General features: G+C 70.5%; 17 protein-coding genes, 1 tRNA gene and 1 riboswitch. Of the genes, 9 read left to right on the top strand and 9 right to left on the bottom strand.

Going from position 1 to position 17,283, the window contains the following annotated elements:
* The first annotated feature begins 2 nt into the window (after positions 1-2).
* From ACZ5VQ_RS07850 to ACZ5VQ_RS07840, 3 genes are read left to right on the top strand one after another with little or no spacing between them, the layout of a single operon-like run.
* Positions 3-1,361: an amidohydrolase family protein gene (locus ACZ5VQ_RS07850; protein ID WP_469104150.1), complete on the top strand. Its 1,359-nt coding sequence runs from the start codon at positions 3-5 to the stop codon at positions 1,359-1,361.
* Positions 1,358-2,269, top strand: a complete 912-nt coding sequence (locus ACZ5VQ_RS07845) for a cupin domain-containing protein (protein ID WP_469104149.1) — start codon at positions 1,358-1,360, stop codon at positions 2,267-2,269. The genes ACZ5VQ_RS07850 and ACZ5VQ_RS07845 overlap by 4 nt, the downstream gene beginning before the upstream one ends.
* Before the next feature lie 56 nt (positions 2,270-2,325).
* Positions 2,326-3,015 (top strand): SDR family NAD(P)-dependent oxidoreductase, encoded by a 690-nt coding sequence (locus ACZ5VQ_RS07840; RefSeq protein WP_469104148.1) that lies wholly within the window; start codon positions 2,326-2,328, stop codon positions 3,013-3,015.
* Positions 3,016-3,045: 30 nt separating this feature from the next.
* Here the strand turns inward: ACZ5VQ_RS07840 and ACZ5VQ_RS07835 are convergent, their stop codons facing one another.
* The 5 genes from ACZ5VQ_RS07835 to ACZ5VQ_RS07815 all read right to left on the bottom strand — a co-directional run bounded on the left by ACZ5VQ_RS07835 (position 3,046) and on the right by ACZ5VQ_RS07815 (position 6,059).
* A complete protein-coding gene (locus ACZ5VQ_RS07835; RefSeq protein WP_469104147.1) occupies positions 3,046-3,861 on the bottom strand; it encodes an SAM-dependent methyltransferase in 816 nt (271 codons plus the stop codon).
* 111 nt (positions 3,862-3,972) lie between these two features.
* Positions 3,973-4,323 carry a DUF3140 domain-containing protein gene (locus ACZ5VQ_RS07830; RefSeq protein ID WP_469104146.1) on the bottom strand — a complete coding sequence of 117 codons (351 nt, stop codon included), beginning with the start codon at positions 4,321-4,323 and terminating at the stop codon, positions 3,973-3,975.
* A gap of 82 nt (positions 4,324-4,405) precedes the next feature.
* Positions 4,406-4,888: a Dps family protein gene (locus tag ACZ5VQ_RS07825; RefSeq protein ID WP_362072813.1), complete on the bottom strand. Its 483-nt coding sequence runs from the start codon at positions 4,886-4,888 to the stop codon at positions 4,406-4,408.
* On the bottom strand, positions 4,885-5,181 hold the full coding sequence (locus tag ACZ5VQ_RS07820) for a WhiB family transcriptional regulator (protein ID WP_469104145.1): 297 nt from the start codon (positions 5,179-5,181) through the stop codon (positions 4,885-4,887). The genes ACZ5VQ_RS07825 and ACZ5VQ_RS07820 overlap by 4 nt, the downstream gene beginning before the upstream one ends.
* A 68-nt stretch (positions 5,182-5,249) precedes the next feature.
* Positions 5,250-6,059 carry an alpha/beta hydrolase gene (locus tag ACZ5VQ_RS07815; RefSeq protein WP_469104144.1) on the bottom strand — a complete coding sequence of 270 codons (810 nt, stop codon included), beginning with the start codon at positions 6,057-6,059 and terminating at the stop codon, positions 5,250-5,252.
* A gap of 150 nt (positions 6,060-6,209) precedes the next feature.
* Here ACZ5VQ_RS07815 and ACZ5VQ_RS07810 point away from each other — a divergent pair, with 150 nt between their 5' ends.
* From ACZ5VQ_RS07810 to ACZ5VQ_RS07800, 3 genes are all read left to right on the top strand, one after another.
* The gene (locus tag ACZ5VQ_RS07810; RefSeq protein WP_362072804.1) at positions 6,210-6,983 is read left to right on the top strand and encodes a sulfite exporter TauE/SafE family protein; all 774 of its coding nucleotides are present in this window, start codon (positions 6,210-6,212) and stop codon (positions 6,981-6,983) included.
* A 168-nt stretch (positions 6,984-7,151) separates the two neighbouring features.
* Positions 7,152-8,987 (top strand): glycoside hydrolase family 15 protein, encoded by a 1,836-nt coding sequence (locus tag ACZ5VQ_RS07805; RefSeq protein WP_469104143.1) that lies wholly within the window; start codon positions 7,152-7,154, stop codon positions 8,985-8,987.
* Between the two features lie 108 nt (positions 8,988-9,095).
* Positions 9,096-9,842 carry a cobalt-precorrin-6A reductase gene (locus tag ACZ5VQ_RS07800; protein WP_469104142.1) on the top strand — a complete coding sequence of 249 codons (747 nt, stop codon included), beginning with the start codon at positions 9,096-9,098 and terminating at the stop codon, positions 9,840-9,842.
* Between the two features lie 22 nt (positions 9,843-9,864).
* Here ACZ5VQ_RS07800 and ACZ5VQ_RS07795 read toward each other — a convergent pair whose 3' ends face one another.
* From ACZ5VQ_RS07795 to ACZ5VQ_RS07785, 3 genes are all read right to left on the bottom strand, one after another.
* A complete protein-coding gene (locus ACZ5VQ_RS07795) occupies positions 9,865-11,967 on the bottom strand; it encodes an MDR family MFS transporter (RefSeq protein ID WP_469104141.1) in 2,103 nt (700 codons plus the stop codon).
* 234 nt (positions 11,968-12,201) lie between these two features.
* Positions 12,202-12,972 carry a precorrin-6A synthase (deacetylating) gene (cobF, locus tag ACZ5VQ_RS07790; protein ID WP_469104140.1) on the bottom strand — a complete coding sequence of 257 codons (771 nt, stop codon included), beginning with the start codon at positions 12,970-12,972 and terminating at the stop codon, positions 12,202-12,204.
* Between the two features lie 80 nt (positions 12,973-13,052).
* On the bottom strand, positions 13,053-13,565 hold the full coding sequence (locus tag ACZ5VQ_RS07785) for a DUF309 domain-containing protein (protein ID WP_469104139.1): 513 nt from the start codon (positions 13,563-13,565) through the stop codon (positions 13,053-13,055).
* Positions 13,566-13,666: 101 nt separating this feature from the next.
* Between ACZ5VQ_RS07785 and ACZ5VQ_RS07780 the strand changes: the two genes are divergently transcribed.
* The 3 genes from ACZ5VQ_RS07780 to ACZ5VQ_RS07770 all read left to right on the top strand — a co-directional run bounded on the left by ACZ5VQ_RS07780 (position 13,667) and on the right by ACZ5VQ_RS07770 (position 16,260).
* Positions 13,667-13,740: transfer RNA gene (locus ACZ5VQ_RS07780), tRNA-Pro, on the top strand.
* 414 nt (positions 13,741-14,154) lie between these two features.
* Positions 14,155-14,511, top strand: a complete 357-nt coding sequence (locus ACZ5VQ_RS07775) for a hypothetical protein (RefSeq protein WP_469104138.1) — start codon at positions 14,155-14,157, stop codon at positions 14,509-14,511.
* A 47-nt stretch (positions 14,512-14,558) separates the two neighbouring features.
* Positions 14,559-14,731: riboswitch (cyclic di-AMP (ydaO/yuaA leader) on the top strand.
* A gap of 95 nt (positions 14,732-14,826) precedes the next feature.
* The gene (locus tag ACZ5VQ_RS07770; RefSeq protein WP_469104137.1) at positions 14,827-16,260 is read left to right on the top strand and encodes a C40 family peptidase; all 1,434 of its coding nucleotides are present in this window, start codon (positions 14,827-14,829) and stop codon (positions 16,258-16,260) included.
* Between the two features lie 93 nt (positions 16,261-16,353).
* Here the strand turns inward: ACZ5VQ_RS07770 and ACZ5VQ_RS07765 are convergent, their stop codons facing one another.
* Entirely contained in the window at positions 16,354-17,214 is an 861-nt protein-coding gene (locus tag ACZ5VQ_RS07765) for a DUF4394 domain-containing protein (protein WP_079052983.1), read from the bottom strand.
* Positions 17,215-17,283 lie beyond the last annotated feature (69 nt).

Genomic DNA, 17,283 nt, shown 5'->3' with positions numbered 1-17,283 from the left:
CGATGACGAATCGGATGCTCCTGCGCTCGGGCCACGTGATCTCGATGGACCCCGACATCGGGGACCTGCCCGGCGGTGACGTCCTGATCGAGGACGGGAAGATCGTGGCGGTCGACCGCGACATCAGCGCGGACGCCGAGGTGCTCGACATGACGGGCCGCATCCTCGTGCCCGGCTTCGTCGACACCCACCGCCACACCTGGGAGGCGCCCATCCGCGGCTGCGCGCCCAACGCCACCCTCGACGACTACTTCGTGGAGGTCCTCGACACCTTCGCGCCCGTCTACACACCCGAGGACGTGTACGCGGGCAACCTGGCCGGCTCACTGGAGTGTCTGAACGCGGGCATCACCACCCTCGTCGACTGGTCGCACATCAACAACACGCCCGAGCACCCGGACGCCGCGGTCCAGGCACTCGGCGAGACCGGTATCCGCGCCCAGTACGCGTACGGCAGCGCCAACACCTCCCTCGCCGACTACTGGTACGAGAGCAAGATCGCGATCCCCGGGGACGACGTACGACGGGTGAGGGAGCGTCACTTCGCCTCTGACGACGGTCTGTTGACCATGGGACTCGCCACCCGGGGCCCCGGCTTCTGCATCAACGACGTCGTCGAGGCCGAATGGCGGCTTGCCCGAGAGCTGGGCATCCCCATCACCGTGCACGTCGGCATGGGCCGGCTCGCCGGCCGCTTCGGAATGGTCAAGCAGTTGCACGAGCTCGGGCTGCTCGGCTCCGACACCACCTATGTGCACTGCTGCTACTTCAGCGGGGAGGAGTGGCGGATGGTCGCCGACAGCGGCGGCACGGTCTCCATCGCACCGCAGGTGGAAACCCAGATGGGGCACGGCTGGCCGCCCGTGATGAAGGCCATCGAACACGGGCTGCGGCCGTCCCTGAGCATCGACGTGGTCACCACCGTCCCCGGCGACATGTTCACCCAGATCCGCGCGGCCTTCGGCGCCGAGCGGGCACGGGTGAACGCCGAGTGCTGGCAGGCCGACATCCCCGTACCCGAAACGATGTTGACGGCACGTCAGATGCTGGAGATCGCGACGGTCAACGGCGCGCATGTCGCGGGACTTGAGCACCGCACCGGTTCACTGACCCCCGGCAAGCGCGCCGACGTCGTCGCGATCGACGCGACCGCGCTCAACGTCGCGCCGCTCATCGACCCGGTGGCAGCCGTGACGCTGAGCGCGGACGTGTCCAACGTGGAGACCGTCATCGTGGACGGCGTGGTCCGCAAGCGCGACGGCAGGCTGCTCGCCGACGTCGGGCGGGCACGGCGCCTGGTCGAGGAGTCCCGCGACCGCCTCGTGACAGCGGCCGAGGCACGTGGGAAGCAGCAGGCATGACGCACCACGTGATCCGGCGGGAGGCGGACGCCACCTTCGCCGCCCCGCCCCAACTGCCGTACACGAGCACGGGATTCACCCGGCGGACCGTGGTCGGCGAGGAGGACGGCTCCGTACACACGGGTTTCGGCGTGTGCGAACTGACGCCGGACGGGGCGATCGGGGCCCACGTCCACTCGTACGAGGAGTCCTTCCACCTGCTCTCAGGGACGGTGATCCTCGATACGCCCGAGGGCTCGTACCTCCTCGAAGAAGGCGACTACGGACTGCTGCCGACGGGCGTGCCGCACGCCTGGCGCGGGGCCGGGGACACCGCCGTACGCTGGGCGGACATGCTCGCACCGGTGCCGAGGGCACGCTACGGACACGACACCCGGGCGGTGCCCGCGCTGCCGGTCCGCGAGTCGGTCCGGATCGACGTCCGCGACCCGCGCACCCGATCCTTCGGCCACTTCGAGGCGGCCCAGATGGACCCGGGCAAGCAGTCCCAGGACCTGCTCTCCGTGTCGGCCGGCATGCGCACCGCGTTGCTCGTCTACAGCGGGATCACCGTGAAGATGATGGTGGACGCCGACCTGGGCGCGGTGGCCTCGACGATGTTCATGGTGCAGTACGCGGCCGACGGCGTCGCGGGCGCGCACGACCACCCCTTCGAGGAGACGTATCTGATCGTCGAGGGAACGGTGGACGCCGCCTTCGACGGCGAGCAGTACCGGCTCGGCGTGGGCGACGCCGCCTGGGCGGGCGCCGGTTGCGTGCACAGCTTCACCAACGCAGGTACGGGACCGGTGCGTTGGCTGGAGACACAGGCACCGCAGCCGCCGTCGCGCCACTCCTACCGGTTCGCCCGCGACTGGGACCACCTGCGCGACGTGCTGGGTGGAGAGGAAGGGGAGAAGAAGCCGTGAGCCACCCAGGCACCGGAGGGGAAGTCCGCGAGCCGCGACATGCCAGGGGAGAGGCCATGAGCAGTGTTGTCGTCATCGGCGGTACGGCCGGCATCGGCCGCGAGTTCGCCCGCACCCGCGCGGAACGCGGCGACGAGGTCGTACTCACCGGCCGCGACGCCCACCGCGCCGACACGGCCGCCAAGGAGACCGGCGCGCGCGGGCTGGCCCTGGACCTGTCCCGGCCCAGGGAGATCGCGGCCGCGCTGGCCGACGTCGGCAGGGTGGATCACCTTGTCCTCGCAGGCATTTCGCGCGACCAGAACACGGTCACCGAGTACGACATCGACGCCGCGCTGCACCTCGTCACGCTCAAGCTCGTGGGCTACACCGAGGTCGTGCACACGCTGCTGCCCCGGATGACCGAGCAGAGCGCCGTGGTGATCTTCGGCGGGCAGGCCAAGGAACGGCCCTACCCGGGCGCCACGACCGTCGCCACGGTGAACGCGGGCGTCACGGGCCTGGTGCGTACCCTCGCGAGCGAACTGGCCCCGATCCGCGTCAACGCCGTCCACCCGGGCATCGTCGGCGACAGCCCCTTCTGGGCGGGCAAGCCCCCGGAGGTGCTGGAGAACTACCGAGCTCAGACGCCCACGGGACGGCTCGCGCGCATGCGGGACGTCGTGGACGCGGTGGACTTCCTGCTGCGCAACGAAGCGGTCAACGGCGTCAACCTGAGCGTGGACGGAGGGTGGCTGCTGCGATGAGCGGGCGTGGCCCCGGCACGGGGGAGTTCCTCAGGATGTCTTGAACCCCACACCCGCGTACAGCGGCACCGGCGCCTCGCCCCCGAGCCGCTCGCCCGCCGCGAGTTCCGGATGCCATTCCGGCAGGGGGACGACCCCCGGTTCGACCAGTTCGAGTCCCGTGAAGAAGCGGGTCACTTCGGCGTGCGAACGGGCCACGAGCGTGACGCCGCCCGCCGCGTACGACCGCACGGCCCGGTCCATGTTCTCCGGATCGTAGTCCCCGGTGATCATCGACAGCACGACACAGCTGCCGGGCGGCAGCGCCTCGACCAGACTGCCCACCAGGTCGTACGCCCCGTCCTCGTCGGCGACGAAGTGCAGCAGCGCGACCAGCGACAGCGCGATGGGCCGGTCGAAGTCGAGGACGGCCCTCGCCTGTTCCAGGATCTTGCCCGTGTCGCGCACATCCGCCTGGATGTACTCCGTGGCGCCCTCGGGAGTGCCGTGCAGCAGCGCCGCGGCATGGGCCAGCACGATGGGGTCGTTGTCGACGTACACGATCCGCGCGTCGGGCGCCGCGGCCTGCGCTATCTGGTGGAGGTTGGGCTCCGTCGGTATACCCGCACCGATGTCGAGGAACTGACGGATGCCCGCCTCCTGGACCAGCCACCGCGTGGCACGGTGCATGAACCAGCGGTTGTTGAGCGCGGAGTGCCTGGCGTGCGGCTCCAACGCCAGCATTTGAAGGCCCAGTTGCTCGTCGACCGGGTAGTTGTCCTTGCCCCCGATGAGCCAGTCGTACACCCGTGCGGGATGCGGCCTGCTGGTGTCGATCCGGTGCGCGGAAGGCTCTGTCCCCGGCATGCGGCGCTCCTCTGCTCATCGATGTGTGCGAGCAGTGTGCCACCGGTCACCGGATCTTCGAATGCCTTTGCCGGGCCCTGCGAGGGGCCCCGCGAGAGGGAGTCCGCCGTTCTAGGAAGGCGGTTTGAGCGGGTCGTGGCCCAACGCCATCAGCCGATGCCGACGCTGTGTCTCCTCGTCCCCCGGACCGGCCAACGGTTCGCTCCCGGCGTCCGTCTCGGCCGTGACGGCGTCCACGACCTCGTACATCACGTCGAGGTCGTCGTCGGTGAGGTCGGTGCGGCGCTTCTGGAGGATGGCCAGCACATGCTGGCCGGTGGGCGAACCCGCGTGCTCCGGCAGCGGTTCCGTCTCCTCGGAGGCGTCGCTCACCCGCAGCCACGCGGCCAGCTCCTGCGAGGTCATGTTCACCGCGCGGTGGAACTCGTCCCACAGCGCGTCGAGTTCGAGGGCGTCGGTCATGACGTACCCCTTTCGGTCGTGCGCTTGTCCTGACTACGTGGCCTGCGTGCGCTTCTCGCGACGCCGCGCACGCCCGCGGACCTCAGGCGCGCCGCGGCCAGTCCTCGGCCTGGAACATCCAGCGGTGCTTCTCCAGCTCCGCCGTCAGACCGATGAGCAGGTCCTGGGTGACGGGGTCGGGCTCGGCCGTCGCGGTGATCCGCTCCCGCAGCAGCCCTATGGTCGTCTCCAGCGCGTCGACGAGCACGCCGACGACCTCGGTGTCCTGGACCCAGCCCTCCTTCGGGCCCTGCGGGGCGGCCGTCGTCGCGACCGTCTCGGGCCGGCCGTCGGGCGGCACACCGAGCGTCGCCGCGCGCTCGGCCACGGTGTCGGCGTACGTACGGGCCGTGTCGACGACCTCGTCGAGCTGCAGATGGATCGAGCGGAACCGCGGGCCCACGATGTTCCAGTGGGCCTGCTTGCCGATGAGCGAGAGCCCGAGCAGATCCACCAGAGTGCCCTGCAGGGCCTCCCCGACGACCTGACGAGCAGACTCGGACAGGGTGCTCTTCACCACGGTCATGGTGCGTTTCTCCTTGACGTTTGCGACGTTTGCGAGGTTCGCGATTCCTGCGACGCTTGTTGACGGCGAACCGTGCGGAGCAGCGCGGCGCGCTCCTCCTCGCCCGTGCCACCCCACACACCGGAGGTCTGTCCGGTGGAGAGCGCCCACGCGAGGCACTGGCCGGCGACCGGACAACGGGCGCAGACGCGCTTGGCGGCGGCGATGTCCCGCCGGGCGGGGCCGACCGTACCCACGGGGAAGAACAGTTCCGGGTCCTCCTCCGCGCAGGCCGCTCGCCGCAACCACTCCATGGGGGGCCGGGTGCCCAGGGCGGATCACCGAAAACACCCGATTCCGCGGCCGCGGGGCCCGTCCGCCCTCAGTTCGCGAGGACCCGGTCCACGAAGGCGGTCACGTCCGCGAGGACCGTGTCCTTGTTCGTCTCGTTGAACACCTCGTGCTGCGCGCCCGCGTACACACGCTCGGTCCAGTCGGCGCCGCGCAGTTCCTCGATGCCCGAGCGGCTGGCGGGCAGCGGCACGATCCGGTCGTCGTCCCCGTGCAGCCACAGCAGCGGCAGCGCCCCCACGTCACCGCTCTTGGCGATGGTCTCCAGAGTGCGTACGAACGCCTCCAGGGTGGGGCGCTTGAACGGCCCGTGCCAGACCAGCGGATCCGCCGCGTACGCCTCACCGACCGACGGGTCGCGCGAGAGCGTCGTCGGGTCGATCGGGATGTCGGGCAGTGGATCGAGCGCGAGCAGCTTGTGCAGCAGGTCCCAGCTGCCGATGACCGGCCCGGAGAGGACGAGCGCGGCCAGGCCGTCCCCGTACCGCTGGGCGTGTCGCGCGGCGATCAGGCCTCCCATGGAGTGGCCGATCAGTACGACCGGCACACCCGGATGGGCGGCCCGGGCCAGCCGCTCCACCGCGTGGACGTCGCTCACCACGTCCTCGAAGTCCCCGACCAGCACGCGCTCGCCGGCCGACCTCCCGTGCCCCATGTGGTCGGGGCCGAACACGGCCGCGCCGTGCCCGTGCAGTACGTCGGCCACGTACTCGTACCGGCCGATGTGCTCCCCGTAGCCGTGCACCAGCAACGCCACGTACCGCGGCCGCTCCCGTGGCCACTCGCGTGCGGTGATCGTGCCCCGGGTGCCCCTGAGGGTGTGCTCGCGGGAGTCGGCCATGGGTCCTCCATCGGCGTCGGCGAAGGGTCGGGGTGATCTTCCCAGGGGGAGGGGGAGCGGTCCATAACGCGTGACCGCGCCGGAGGCAGGGGCCACCTGTCGAGACGGTCCTGACGCGACCGGATACGTGGGCATAGCATCGGTCCCCGCATGAACACGATGACGCTCTGGCACATATCCCTGTGGGAGTTCGCCGCACTCGCTGCCGCGGCCCTGCTCGTCGGCTTCTCCAAGACAGCTGTCAGCGGCGCCAACACGGTCAGCCTCGCCATCTTCGCGGCCGTCCTGCCCGCCCGGGCGTCGACCGGAGTGCTGCTCCCCATTCTCATCGTCGGCGACGTGCTCGCCGTGCTCACCTACCGACGGCACGCACACTGGCCGACGCTGTGGAAACTGTTCCCGGCGGTCGCCGCGGGAGTCGTCGTCGGCACGGTGTTCCTGATGTGGGCCGACGACCAGGTCGTACGGACGTCGATCGGCGCGATCCTGCTGCTCATGGCCGGGGTCACCGTCTGGCGCCGCCGCAAGGCCGAGGCGGAGGAGGAACCCGACTCCCTGGCCACGCGGACCGGCCGCATCAAGGCCCGTTCGTACGGAGTGCTGGGCGGCTTCACCACGATGGTCGCCAACGCGGGCGGCCCGGTGATGTCGATGTACCTGTTGTCCGCGGGCTTCCGGAAGCTCGGCTTCCTGGGGACCTCCGCCTTCTTCTTCCTGATCGTCAACGTCTCCAAGGTCCCCTTCAGCGTCGGCCTCGGCCTGATCGACGGCAACTCGCTGCTGCTGGACGCGGCCCTCGCCGCCTTCGTCGTACCGGGGGCGTTCATCGGGAAGTGGGCCGTCAACAAGATCAATCAGCGGCTGTTCGAACAGCTGGTGATCGCGGCGACGGTGGTGGGCGGAGCGCAGCTGCTGCTGCGCTGATGCCGCGTCCCCGAGCCCCGTAAGGGGCGTGGGGCTGTATCAATCTGCGGCTTCGCCGCGGGGCGCGACCGGCCCCCACCGGCTTGCGCCAAACGAACCGCGGATCCAGCGGAGCGTCTACGCTGGAAAGCGTCAACAGTGTGTTCCCGGGGCAGGGAGACTGCGGCCATGTCCGAGGCGTCCGGTCACCAGGATCCACCGGCATCCGCCCGCTATCTGCCGATCGCCGAGCACGGCCTGATCGGCGATCTGCGCAGCGTGGCCCTGGTGGGCACGAACGGCACGATCGACTGGTACTGCTGTCCGTCCTTCGACGCCCCCAGCGTCTTCGCCTCCATCCTCGACGCCGACCGGGGCGGCTCCTTCGAGCTGGCGGCCGCCGTGCCGGCCCGGACCAAGCAGTTCTACTTCCCCGACACCAACGTCCTGGTCACCCGGTTCTTCACCGAGGACGGGGTCGGCGAGATCCAGGACTTCATGCCGGTGGACGGCGACAAGACCGAGGCGGACCGGCACCGGCTGATCCGCCGCGTGCTGTGCGTACGCGGCTCGATCCCGTTCCGCGCGCGCGTGGCCCCCCGGTTCGAGTACGGAGCCCGGCCGCACACCGCACGGCTGCACGACGACATGGTGATCTTCGAGTCGGCGGACCTGGCCCTCGCGCTGACCGCGACGGAGCCGCTCGAATGCGACGGACTCGACGCGCGAGTGGACTTCAAGCTGCAGGAGGGCGAGTCCGCGGTGTTCGCCCTCGACCAGGTCAGCGGCGACATCGCGCCCCGCCGCTGCCCGCGCGCCGAGGCCGAGGACCTGTTCGCCGCCACGGTGGCCTTCTGGCGGCACTGGCTGACCGCCTCCCAGTACCGCGGCCGGTGGCGGGAGATGGTGCACCGCTCCGCGCTGACACTCAAGCTGCTCACCTACGCTCCGACCGGCGCGATCGTGGCCGCGGCCACGACCAGCCTGCCCGAACAGCTCGGCGGCGAGCGCAACTGGGACTACCGGTACGTGTGGGTGCGCGACGCCGCCTTCTGCGTGTACGCGCTGCTGAGGCTGGGCTTCACCACCGAGGCCGAGTCCTTCATGGCCTTCGCGGCCAAGTACATCACCCCGGGCGACGGCCACCCCGGGGGCCCACTGCAGATCATGTACGGCATCGACGGCCGCACCGACCTGCCCGAGCGGGAGCTCCCCCACCTGGAGGGGTACCAGGGTTCCGCCCCCGTCCGGGTCGGCAACGCGGCCTCCGACCAGCTCCAGCTCGACATCTACGGGGCGCTCATCGACTCGGTCTACCTCTACGACAAGTGGGCCCAGCCGATCTCCAGCGACCAGTGGGACGACATCTGCGGACTGGTCGACTGGGTCTGCGAGCACTGGGACCAGCCCGACGAGGGCGTCTGGGAGACCCGAGGCGGCCGCAAGAACTTCCTCTACTCCCGGCTCATGTGCTGGGTGGCGATCGAGCGGGCCATCAGGCTGGCCACCCGCAGGGGCCTGCCCGCGGACATCGTGCGCTGGCGCGACGCCCGCGACACGATCTACCGGCGGATCATGAAACGCTGCTGGTCACCGGCGCGCCAGGCGTTCGTCCAGCACGAGGACGACGACGTCCTGGACGCCGCGGTGCTGATGATGCCCCTGGCCAAGTTCATCTCACCCACCGACCCGAAGTGGCTCTCCACCCTCGACGCGCTCACCGAGGACCTGGTCTCCGACTCGCTGGTCTACCGCTACGACCCGAACGCGAGCCCCGACGGCCTGCGCGGCGAGGAGGGCACCTTCTCGATCTGCTCCTTCTGGTACGTCGAGGCCCTGACCCGGGCCGGACGGCTCGACGAGGCGCGGCTGGCCTTCGAGAAGATGCTCACCTACGCCAACCACCTCGGCCTGTACGCCGAGGAGATCAGCCACACCGGCGAACAGCAGGGCAACTTCCCGCAGGCCTTCACCCATCTCTCCCTGATCAGCGCGGCCTTCAACCTCGACCGGGCCCTGGGCTGACCGCGCCCGACAGGGACGCCGGACCGGCAGACCGGCGGACCGCCGGACCGTCAGACCGCGCCGGACCGCCGGGCCGGCGAAGGAGCCCGGCCCCGTACGCTCGATGCCATGTCCCCGCATGTCCTGGTCCTCGGCGGGACCACCGAGGCGCGTGAACTGGCCGCGTCGCTCGCGGCCCGCCCCGGCGTGCGCGTGACCACGTCGCTCGCGGGCCGCGTGTCCCGGCCGGGGGCCCTGGAAGGGGAGGTACGCATCGGGGGGTTCGGCGGGGCGGAGGGGCTGGCGGAGTGGCTGCGCGCCGAGGACGTGAACGCAGTCGTCGACGCCACGCACCCCTTCGCGACGGGCATCACCGAGAACGCGGCACGGGCCGCGGCGGCCACCGGAGTCCCGGCCGTCGTCCTGCGCCGCCCGGGCTGGGCCCCCGTCCCCGGCGACCGCTGGCACCCGGCGGCGTCCCTCGCCGAAGCCGCCGCCCTGCTCCCGCCCCTGGGCCGGCGCGTCTTCCTCACGACGGGCCGCCTTGGCCTCGCGGCCTTCACCCGGGAACCCGAACTGCACTACCTCGTACGCTCGGTGGAACCCCCCGAGCCGCCGATGCCGCGCCACACGGACGTCCTGCTGGCGCGCGGCCCGTTCACGGTGGAGTCCGAGACGGCCCTCCTGCGCGACCACCGCATCGACGTCCTGGTCACCAAGGACAGCGGCGGCTCGGCCACCTCGGCCAAACTGACGGCCGCCCGGGAACTGGGACTGCCGGTCGTGGTCGTACAGCGCCCATCCCTCCCGGAGCGGGTACGAGCCGAACCGGATGTGGCGTCGGTGCTGGCCCGGCTGGGCTTCGGGGAAGGGTAGGGCCGCTCGGGCGTCGTGCTCGTCAGGTCTCCTGCGTGGCCGCCGCCACGGACTTGGGGCGGTTCTCCGTCAGGACGTCGTGGGTCAGGTCCTCGACCAGGAGACGCTTGGCGATGGTGTCGACGGCGGCGCGGAGTTCCGCGCCGGAGGGGCGGCCGACGTCCTGTTCGACGCGTGCGGCGAGCGCGGTGGACAATGCCTCGCCGATGACGTGGGCCTCGCGGTCACCCGCCTCGGTGTGGGTGAAGAGGGTGCCGTGGCGCGTGAGGTAGCCCTCCTCGACCATGCGCTGGAAGACCGGGACCAGGACCTCCGGGGGCATGCGGCGGCGGGCGGCGATCAGGCCGAGGCTCGCGTGGCCGACCATCCGGTTGAACAGCTCGACCTGCATCACGGCCCAGGCGCCCGCGATGTCGAGACGGGTGTCGGACTCGGTGACGAGCCGGCGCATGTCGTCAGGACTCGTACCGCCGATGATCTTTCCGACCACGGCCTCCAGACGCCGCTGGTTGTCGGCCGAGGTGGGGGTCGCGAAGCCCTCGCCCAGGTCCGTGGACCCCATCCGGGCGCTGTCGCGCAGCTGCACCTGCTTGAGGAACAGCGCGACCACGAAACCGATCAGCGTCACCGGCACGGTCCACAGGAAGACGGACTGGAGCGTGTCGGCGTACGCCTCCACGATGGGCGCGGCGGTCGCCGACGGCAGTCCGTGCAGCCCCTCGGGACTGGTCGCGGCCTTCATGAGGGTCGCGGGGTCGGTCCCGCTCGTCCGGGCCGCCTCCGCGACACCGTCCGTGAGCTGGGGCTTCAGCGTGTTCGTGTAGATCGTGCCGAACACCGCGGTGCCGAACGAACTGCCCAGCGTACGGAAGAAGGTCACCCCGGACGTCGCGGTGCCCAGGTCGGTGTACTCGACGGTGTTCTGCACGGCGATGGTGAGCACCTGCATGCACAGACCGATCCCGGTGCCCAGGACGAACATGTAGAACGACGCGAGCCAGGTGTTGGTGCCGGGGCCCATCAGGGAGAGCAGGAACAGGCCGATGCCCATGACCAGGGACCCGACGATGGGGAAGACGCGGTAGTGGCCGGTCTTGCTGACGACGTTGCCGCTGAACACCGACGCGATGAGCAGCCCGATGACCATGGGCAGGGTACGGACGCCGGAGATCGTGGCCGAGTCGCCGTCCACGTACTGCAGGAACGTCGGCAGGAACGTCATCGCGCCGAGCATCGCGAAGCCGACGATGAAGCTGAGGATCGAGCAGACCGTGAAGACGGGGTTGCCGAACAGCCGCATCGGCAGCATCGGTTGGTCCGCGCGTGTCTCCGCCCAGCAGAAGGCCGCGAGGGCGACGACGCCGCCCGCGAAGAGGCCGATGATGACCGGCGAGCCCCAGGCGTACTCGTTGCCGCCCCAGCTCGTCGCCAGGATCAGGGCGCTGGCGCCGACGGCCACGAAGGCGATGCCCAGGTAGTCGATGACCGGGCGGGAGGCCGACTTCACCACCGGGATCGTGCGGGCCGCGGCCACGACGACGAGGATCGCGATCGGGACGTTGACGTAGAAGCACCAGCGCCAGGTGAGGTGGTCGGTGAAGAGGCCGCCGAGCAGGGGGCCGATGACGGTGGCGACACCGAAGACGGCACCGATGGCGCCCTGGTACTTGCCGCGCTCGCGCAGCGGGATCACATCGGCGATCAGGGCCATCGCGGTGACCATCAGACCGCCCGCGCCGATGCCCTGCATGCCCCGCCAGACGATCAGCAGCGTCATGTTCGAGGCGAGGCCGCACAGGAACGAGCCGGTGATGAAGATGATCGCCGACGCCTGGAAGACCACCTTGCGGCCGAACAGGTCACCGAACTTGCCGACCAGCACCGTCGCGACGGTCTCCGCCAGCAGATAGCTGGTGACCACCCACGACATGTGCTCCGCACCGCCGAGGTCCGACACGATCGTCGGCAGGGCCGTGCCCACGATCGTCTGGTCCAGCGCGGCCAGCAGCATGCCGAGCATGATCGTCACGAAGACGACGTTGCGGCGGCGCTTGTCCAGCACGGGCGGCTGCGCGGGAGCCGCCTGAGCCTCGGACGGCGACTCGGCGGTGTCGGTGGTCGTCACACCCGTCAGCTTCACACCGGGTGATGGCGCGTGCATGCGGGGCCGTCCGCACGGGTGCGGGCCGCTGCCGCGGTGGTGGTGCGGGGCAGCGCAGGGGCGCGGGCGCCCCTGAACGCTCCGCCGGAAGGCCAGTGCTTCGACCGCGGGTCCGCCCGTGGCTGGTCGCGCAGTTCCCCGCGCCCCTTCGGGGCGCTGCCGGACCCCGCGACTGCGGCATGATCCGCCGGACCGGCCCTAGTCCCGGGGGTGTCTGCGCAGCAGGTACGTGTCCATGATCCAGCCCTTGCGGTCGCGGGCCCGCTCGCGCAGTTCGGCGATGCGCGGGGCCGTCTCCGCGAGGGGGCCGGAGGCCAGGATCTCGTCGGGTGTGCCGATGTAGGCGCCCCAGTAGATGTCGATGTCCTGGTCGGCGTACTGCTGGAAGGTCTGGTGGGCGTCGAGCATGACCACCACGTCGTCGACGTCCTCCGGGAAGCCCTGGGCGAGCCGGCGGCCCGTGGTGATCTGGACGGGGCGGGCCACGCGGTTGAGCCCGGTGCGGTGGCGGGCGACCAGTGCCGAGACGCTGCTGATGCCCGGCACCACGTCGTGTTCGAAGGAGACCGCGCCCCGGTCGAGGATCTCCTCCAGAATCCCCAGCGTGCTGTCGTACAAGGAGGGGTCGCCCCAGACGAGGAACGCCCCGCTCTCGTCCTCGCCCAGCTCCTCGGTGATCAGCCGCTCGTAGATGTCGGCGCGGGCACTGCGCCAGTCGCCGACGGCGGGGGAGTAGCCCGCGCCCCCGGCGGCCCGGTCCCGCTCCGGGTCGCGCGCCTCCACCAGGCGGTACGTCCCGTCCGGCAGATGCGCGTCGAGAATGTCACGGCGCAGCTGAACGAGGTCCGACTTGGCCTCGCCCTTGTCGAGGATGAAGAACACGTCCGTGCTCCTCAGCGCCTTGACCGCCTGCAGGGTCAGTTGGTCGGGATCGCCCGCCCCGATACCGATGACATGAATCTTTCGCACACCCCGAGTCTGCCCCACGCCACCGACAGTCCCGTCACCGCGTCCGACGGTGGTGGGCCGCGCCCGGTCCCGAGCCGCTGTCAGTCCCCGTCGCCCCGCAGTCGCGGTGCCCACACCTCCGCGTCCACGGCCGACCCGTCCTTCTCCACCGTGCCCGCCAACTCCCGCGCCCACGCGGCCAGTTTGGCCAGCTCCAGCCCGTACGGCCGCGGCTGCTCGGCCTCCACACCCCACTCCTCGACCGCCCCGGCGCCCCGCCGCAGCAACCGCGCCCCGCCCGTCACGTTCCCCCGGGCCGCGTGGGTCAGCCCCACCGCGAGCTGGGCGAGCCCGCGCCACAGCGCCCGCTCCTCGTCGGGACCCGACTTCCAGGCGTCCTCGAAGACCTCGTGCGCGTGGAACGGCTTGCCCGCCGCCAGCAGCGCCTGCGCCTCGGTGACCGTCTCCTCGGGCGCGCGCACCACCCCCTCGGGCTGCCGCTCCACCCCGTCGGTCCCGTACGGCAGGGGCCGCCCGAGCCCGTCCCGGGGCCGCGCGTTGCGCGCCCGCCCCTCGGTGTCCCGGTCCCGCCTGTCGTCAGAAGCACTGCTCATGCACCGATTGTCCCTCGCCCCACGCCACCTTCGAAGCAGCCCCGGGCGTGGGGTAGTGTTCTGTTTGCGCGATCACGCGGTTCCACCGCGACAAAGCGCATCGGGACGTGGCGCAGCTTGGTAGCGCACTTGACTGGGGGTCAAGGGGTCGCAGGTTCAAATCCTGTCGTCCCGACAGCATCGAACAGCGGGTCTGCCGACAACGGCAGGCCCGCTGGATGCGTTTGTGCGGCAGGTGGCGATGTCCGCGGTCTCCGCGTAGGCGTCCCGACGACCAGGCGAATCCCGAATCCCGCATGATTCCCGTGTGGGTCAGTCATCGGATGAAAACTGAGTGTGTCGGTCGCATTGACGCATAATTGGTCGCTTCCTACCCTCTCGATTATCCGAGTCATCGGATCAACCTGACGGGGGAGCGATGATGGGTGTCAGCAGGCGGGGTTCCTGGGCGGGGTCGCCGCGAGCGCGTCCGGCGGAACTGCGACCGGGGCGGGCGCCGCGGAACCGGCGTCGGCAACGGCCTGCTCGGCTCGATCGTCCACCAGGAACCCGGGACAACGCCCTGCGCTTCACGGTGCACCACAGCGAAGTGCAGGATCACCGGCCGGAGTCTCGGGCGGCCGGGCAGGAGATCGCCGTCCCGCAGGGCGCGCAACGTGCGTTCACGAAGCTGCACGTGCTCGGCGCGGGTGATACGGCGGCCGTGACCGTCCCCGCGGTGGTCCGGTACGCCGACGGAACGAGCGAGGCCGCGCCGATCGCACTCACCAACTGGCTGGCGTCCGGCCCCGAGTTCGGCGAGACCGAGGCGGTGATCACCTGTCAGATCCACGCGCGCACCGGGCTGTTGGCTCCGGCGATGTCTCGACCCGGTACGACGAAGGTCACAGTTATATATCGGACACTTCGCCCTTCAATCTTCACACGAGGTGCACATGTTGGCTAAGTTGACCGACAGGACGCACGACTCCCTCCGGTGAACCTCGCCGGGTCGCGCGGCCTCCGCCGAATCCGGTGGCCCTCGCGGCGACCGGAACCGGGGACCCAACCGAACTTTGGGGTGAATCGGCCCAACCGCCCGACAGGGCAAGGGCCGTAGGGCATACCTTCCGGATTCCTCGCCCGAACCCGACAGCTAACTCGGTAGGCGGAGCACGGAAGGAGTACGGCTCCCATCGCGCCGGAACGAACCCCGCGCCCCGGAGGCAGCAACCTCCCGGGTATACCCCGGCCCGCCCTCGCGACGGCGGCCGCCACCTCTGTGGACCTGTACTCCTCGACCGGCGGTTCCTCGCCCGCGAGAGAAGACGACAAGCCGAGTCGCGAAGAGGTCCAGCAGCGGATCAGCAGCCTCTACGACCAGGCGGAGACCGTCAGCGGGAACTACAACGCGACCCGGGCGATGAGTTCGGGACGTCCACGCGAGCGTGTGACCTCCGGACCCGACACCGGGCGGGGGCGCGCCGACTCGGTCGCCGCCCCTGCCCCCGCTCTGAACGACCGCGCCAAGCAGTGGTTCGACGTGGGACGCTCGCAACTGGGGCCCCTCATCCCCGCCGTGCTGCCGCCCGACAGAATGCCGGACCGCGGCCAGGCCGCGACGCGGCCCAAGAGCACTGGTGACCGTCCGGCGGAGCGGTCGCCCGACCGTGCGCTGGAAGCGGCGGCCAAACCCGTCCTGGAGCTGACCGCCGGGCCCGGCGCCGCGACAGCCGCCCGACCCGTGGCGGAGTTGACCGCGGGTCCCGTCGCCGCGCTGCCGGCCGTGCCACAGCAGCGTCAGGAGGCCACCGAGGTCCTCCCCGCACTGGCCGCCGACCCGCGGCAGTCGCTGAAGACCTCCAAGCAGCGGAACCAGAGCAAGCTCGCGAAGGCCCGTGAACTGCTCTCCGCACACACCGCCCGGCGGAGCGCGCCGGTGGCGGCCATCGAACCCCCGCCGGCGGAGACCGCCTGGGCCACCACCGAGGGACAGGGCTACCGCCAGCCCGAGGCCGAATGGTGGCAGCCACAGCAACAGCCGCAGGGACTGCCGCAGTCGGCCGGTTTCGGCACGGGAGTGTCCGTCGACGCCCTGGGAGGCCCGGACCTGACGTTCGGCATGGGTCTGCCCGCCGCTCCGGCTCCGGCAATGGCTCCGACCCCGTCCATCGGCATGGACCTGCCCATGGGACCGGACCTGACGTTCGGTATGGCTCCGCCCATCGACGCCCGTACGCCGATCGGCACGGGTCTGCCCATCGGCTCGGACGGTGCCTCGAACCCGGGATACGGCGCTGCGACCCCGGAATACGGCGGATCGAATCCGGGATACGCCGGGTCGACCCCGGGATACGGCGGGAAGGCGGCGACAGCGGTCGACTTCGCCCGTGCGCAGATCGGCAAGCCCTGTGTGTGGGGAGCGATGGGGCCGGGCTCGTACGACTGCTCCAGCCTCACCCAGGCGGCCTGGAAGGCGGCGGGGGTCGCACTCCCGCGTACCGTGAACGATCAGGCGGTCGCGGGCATGGCGGTGCCCCTCTCCGACATCCGTCTCGGCGACCTGGTCCTCTTCCACGGGCACGTCGGCCATGTCGGCATCTACAGCGGCAACGGCATGATGGTCCATGCGCCGAGCCCGGGGGCGGCCATCCGTGAGGAGTCGATCCACTGGGCCGGCGAGTCGGCGATCCACAGCGTGATCCGGCCCGCCTGACCCGACCCGGAGGCCGTATCGGTGCGCGCGCGAGGCGCCGCCCGATACGGCCCCTGATCGTCTCGTTCCGGAGACGGCAGGTCCGCGAAAGTGTCAGCTCATGTCGAGCGAGACGGCGACGTCGGTGATGGCTATGGGGAACTGGTCCACACTGGTCGTGGCTCCGGTGAGCACGTCGACGGTGTAGAACGTCGACGTCGAGGCACCGGCCGGGGTCAGGGTGGCGAAGGCCGTGTTCGAGATCGTCTTGCCGGCGCTCAGATCGCTGAAGATGTCGAAGCCCGCGTTGACACCGGCGTCGAAGCCCAGTGAGCCGGTCGGGACCAGCAGGCCGTTGGCGGGCGGCGACTGGATGACGACCTGGTCCGAGGTCGTGTTGATGTCGAACAGCGTCGTCGCGGTGGCCGAGTTCAGGTCGTTGTTGGTGTAGGCGGCTCCGGTGACGCCGTGGGTCGTCGCCCCGTCCGTGGTCAGAGGGGTGTTCGTGGCGGTGCTGCTGTTGGCGAGGTTGTGCGCCAGGTTCTGACCGGTGTCACTGATGATCCGCAACCGGTCGGCCGCGGGGTTGAAGTCGACACCGAAGTTCGTGCCCTGCAGCGGAACACTGAGCTGCGAGACCTTGGTGACCAGCGGGTTCGGGACCGCGGGCGGGATCTGGACCGTGTAGATGCCGCCCTTGTTGCCGACCAGGTACAACAGTCCGTTCTGTACGCGGAAGTCGAGCCCGACGACGGCGGTGTCGCCGACGAGCCCGTCGATGCGCTTGAACCAGTTGAGCGTGCCGGGGTCGTCGGTATTGAACGCGGCCATCAGCGTACCGTCGGCCGAGATGCCGAACGCCAGCAGACGGGGCGGCGCCGCGTGGCTGGTGCCCGGCGTCGCCACGACGAGTGCCGCCATGGCGGACGCGGCCGCGACCGCCGCGGCCATTCTCTTCTTGAGCCCTGCTTTCATCGCTACTTCCCTCTCGGTCGGCGTGAGCTTGAGCGTGGATGTGAGCGCGAGCGTGTGCTGTGTCAGAGG

The organism is Streptomyces sp. NPDC033178, assembly GCF_055577685.1.
The sequence above is the reverse complement of the archived record's forward strand: the minus strand, read 5'-3'. Positions and strand labels throughout refer to the sequence as shown.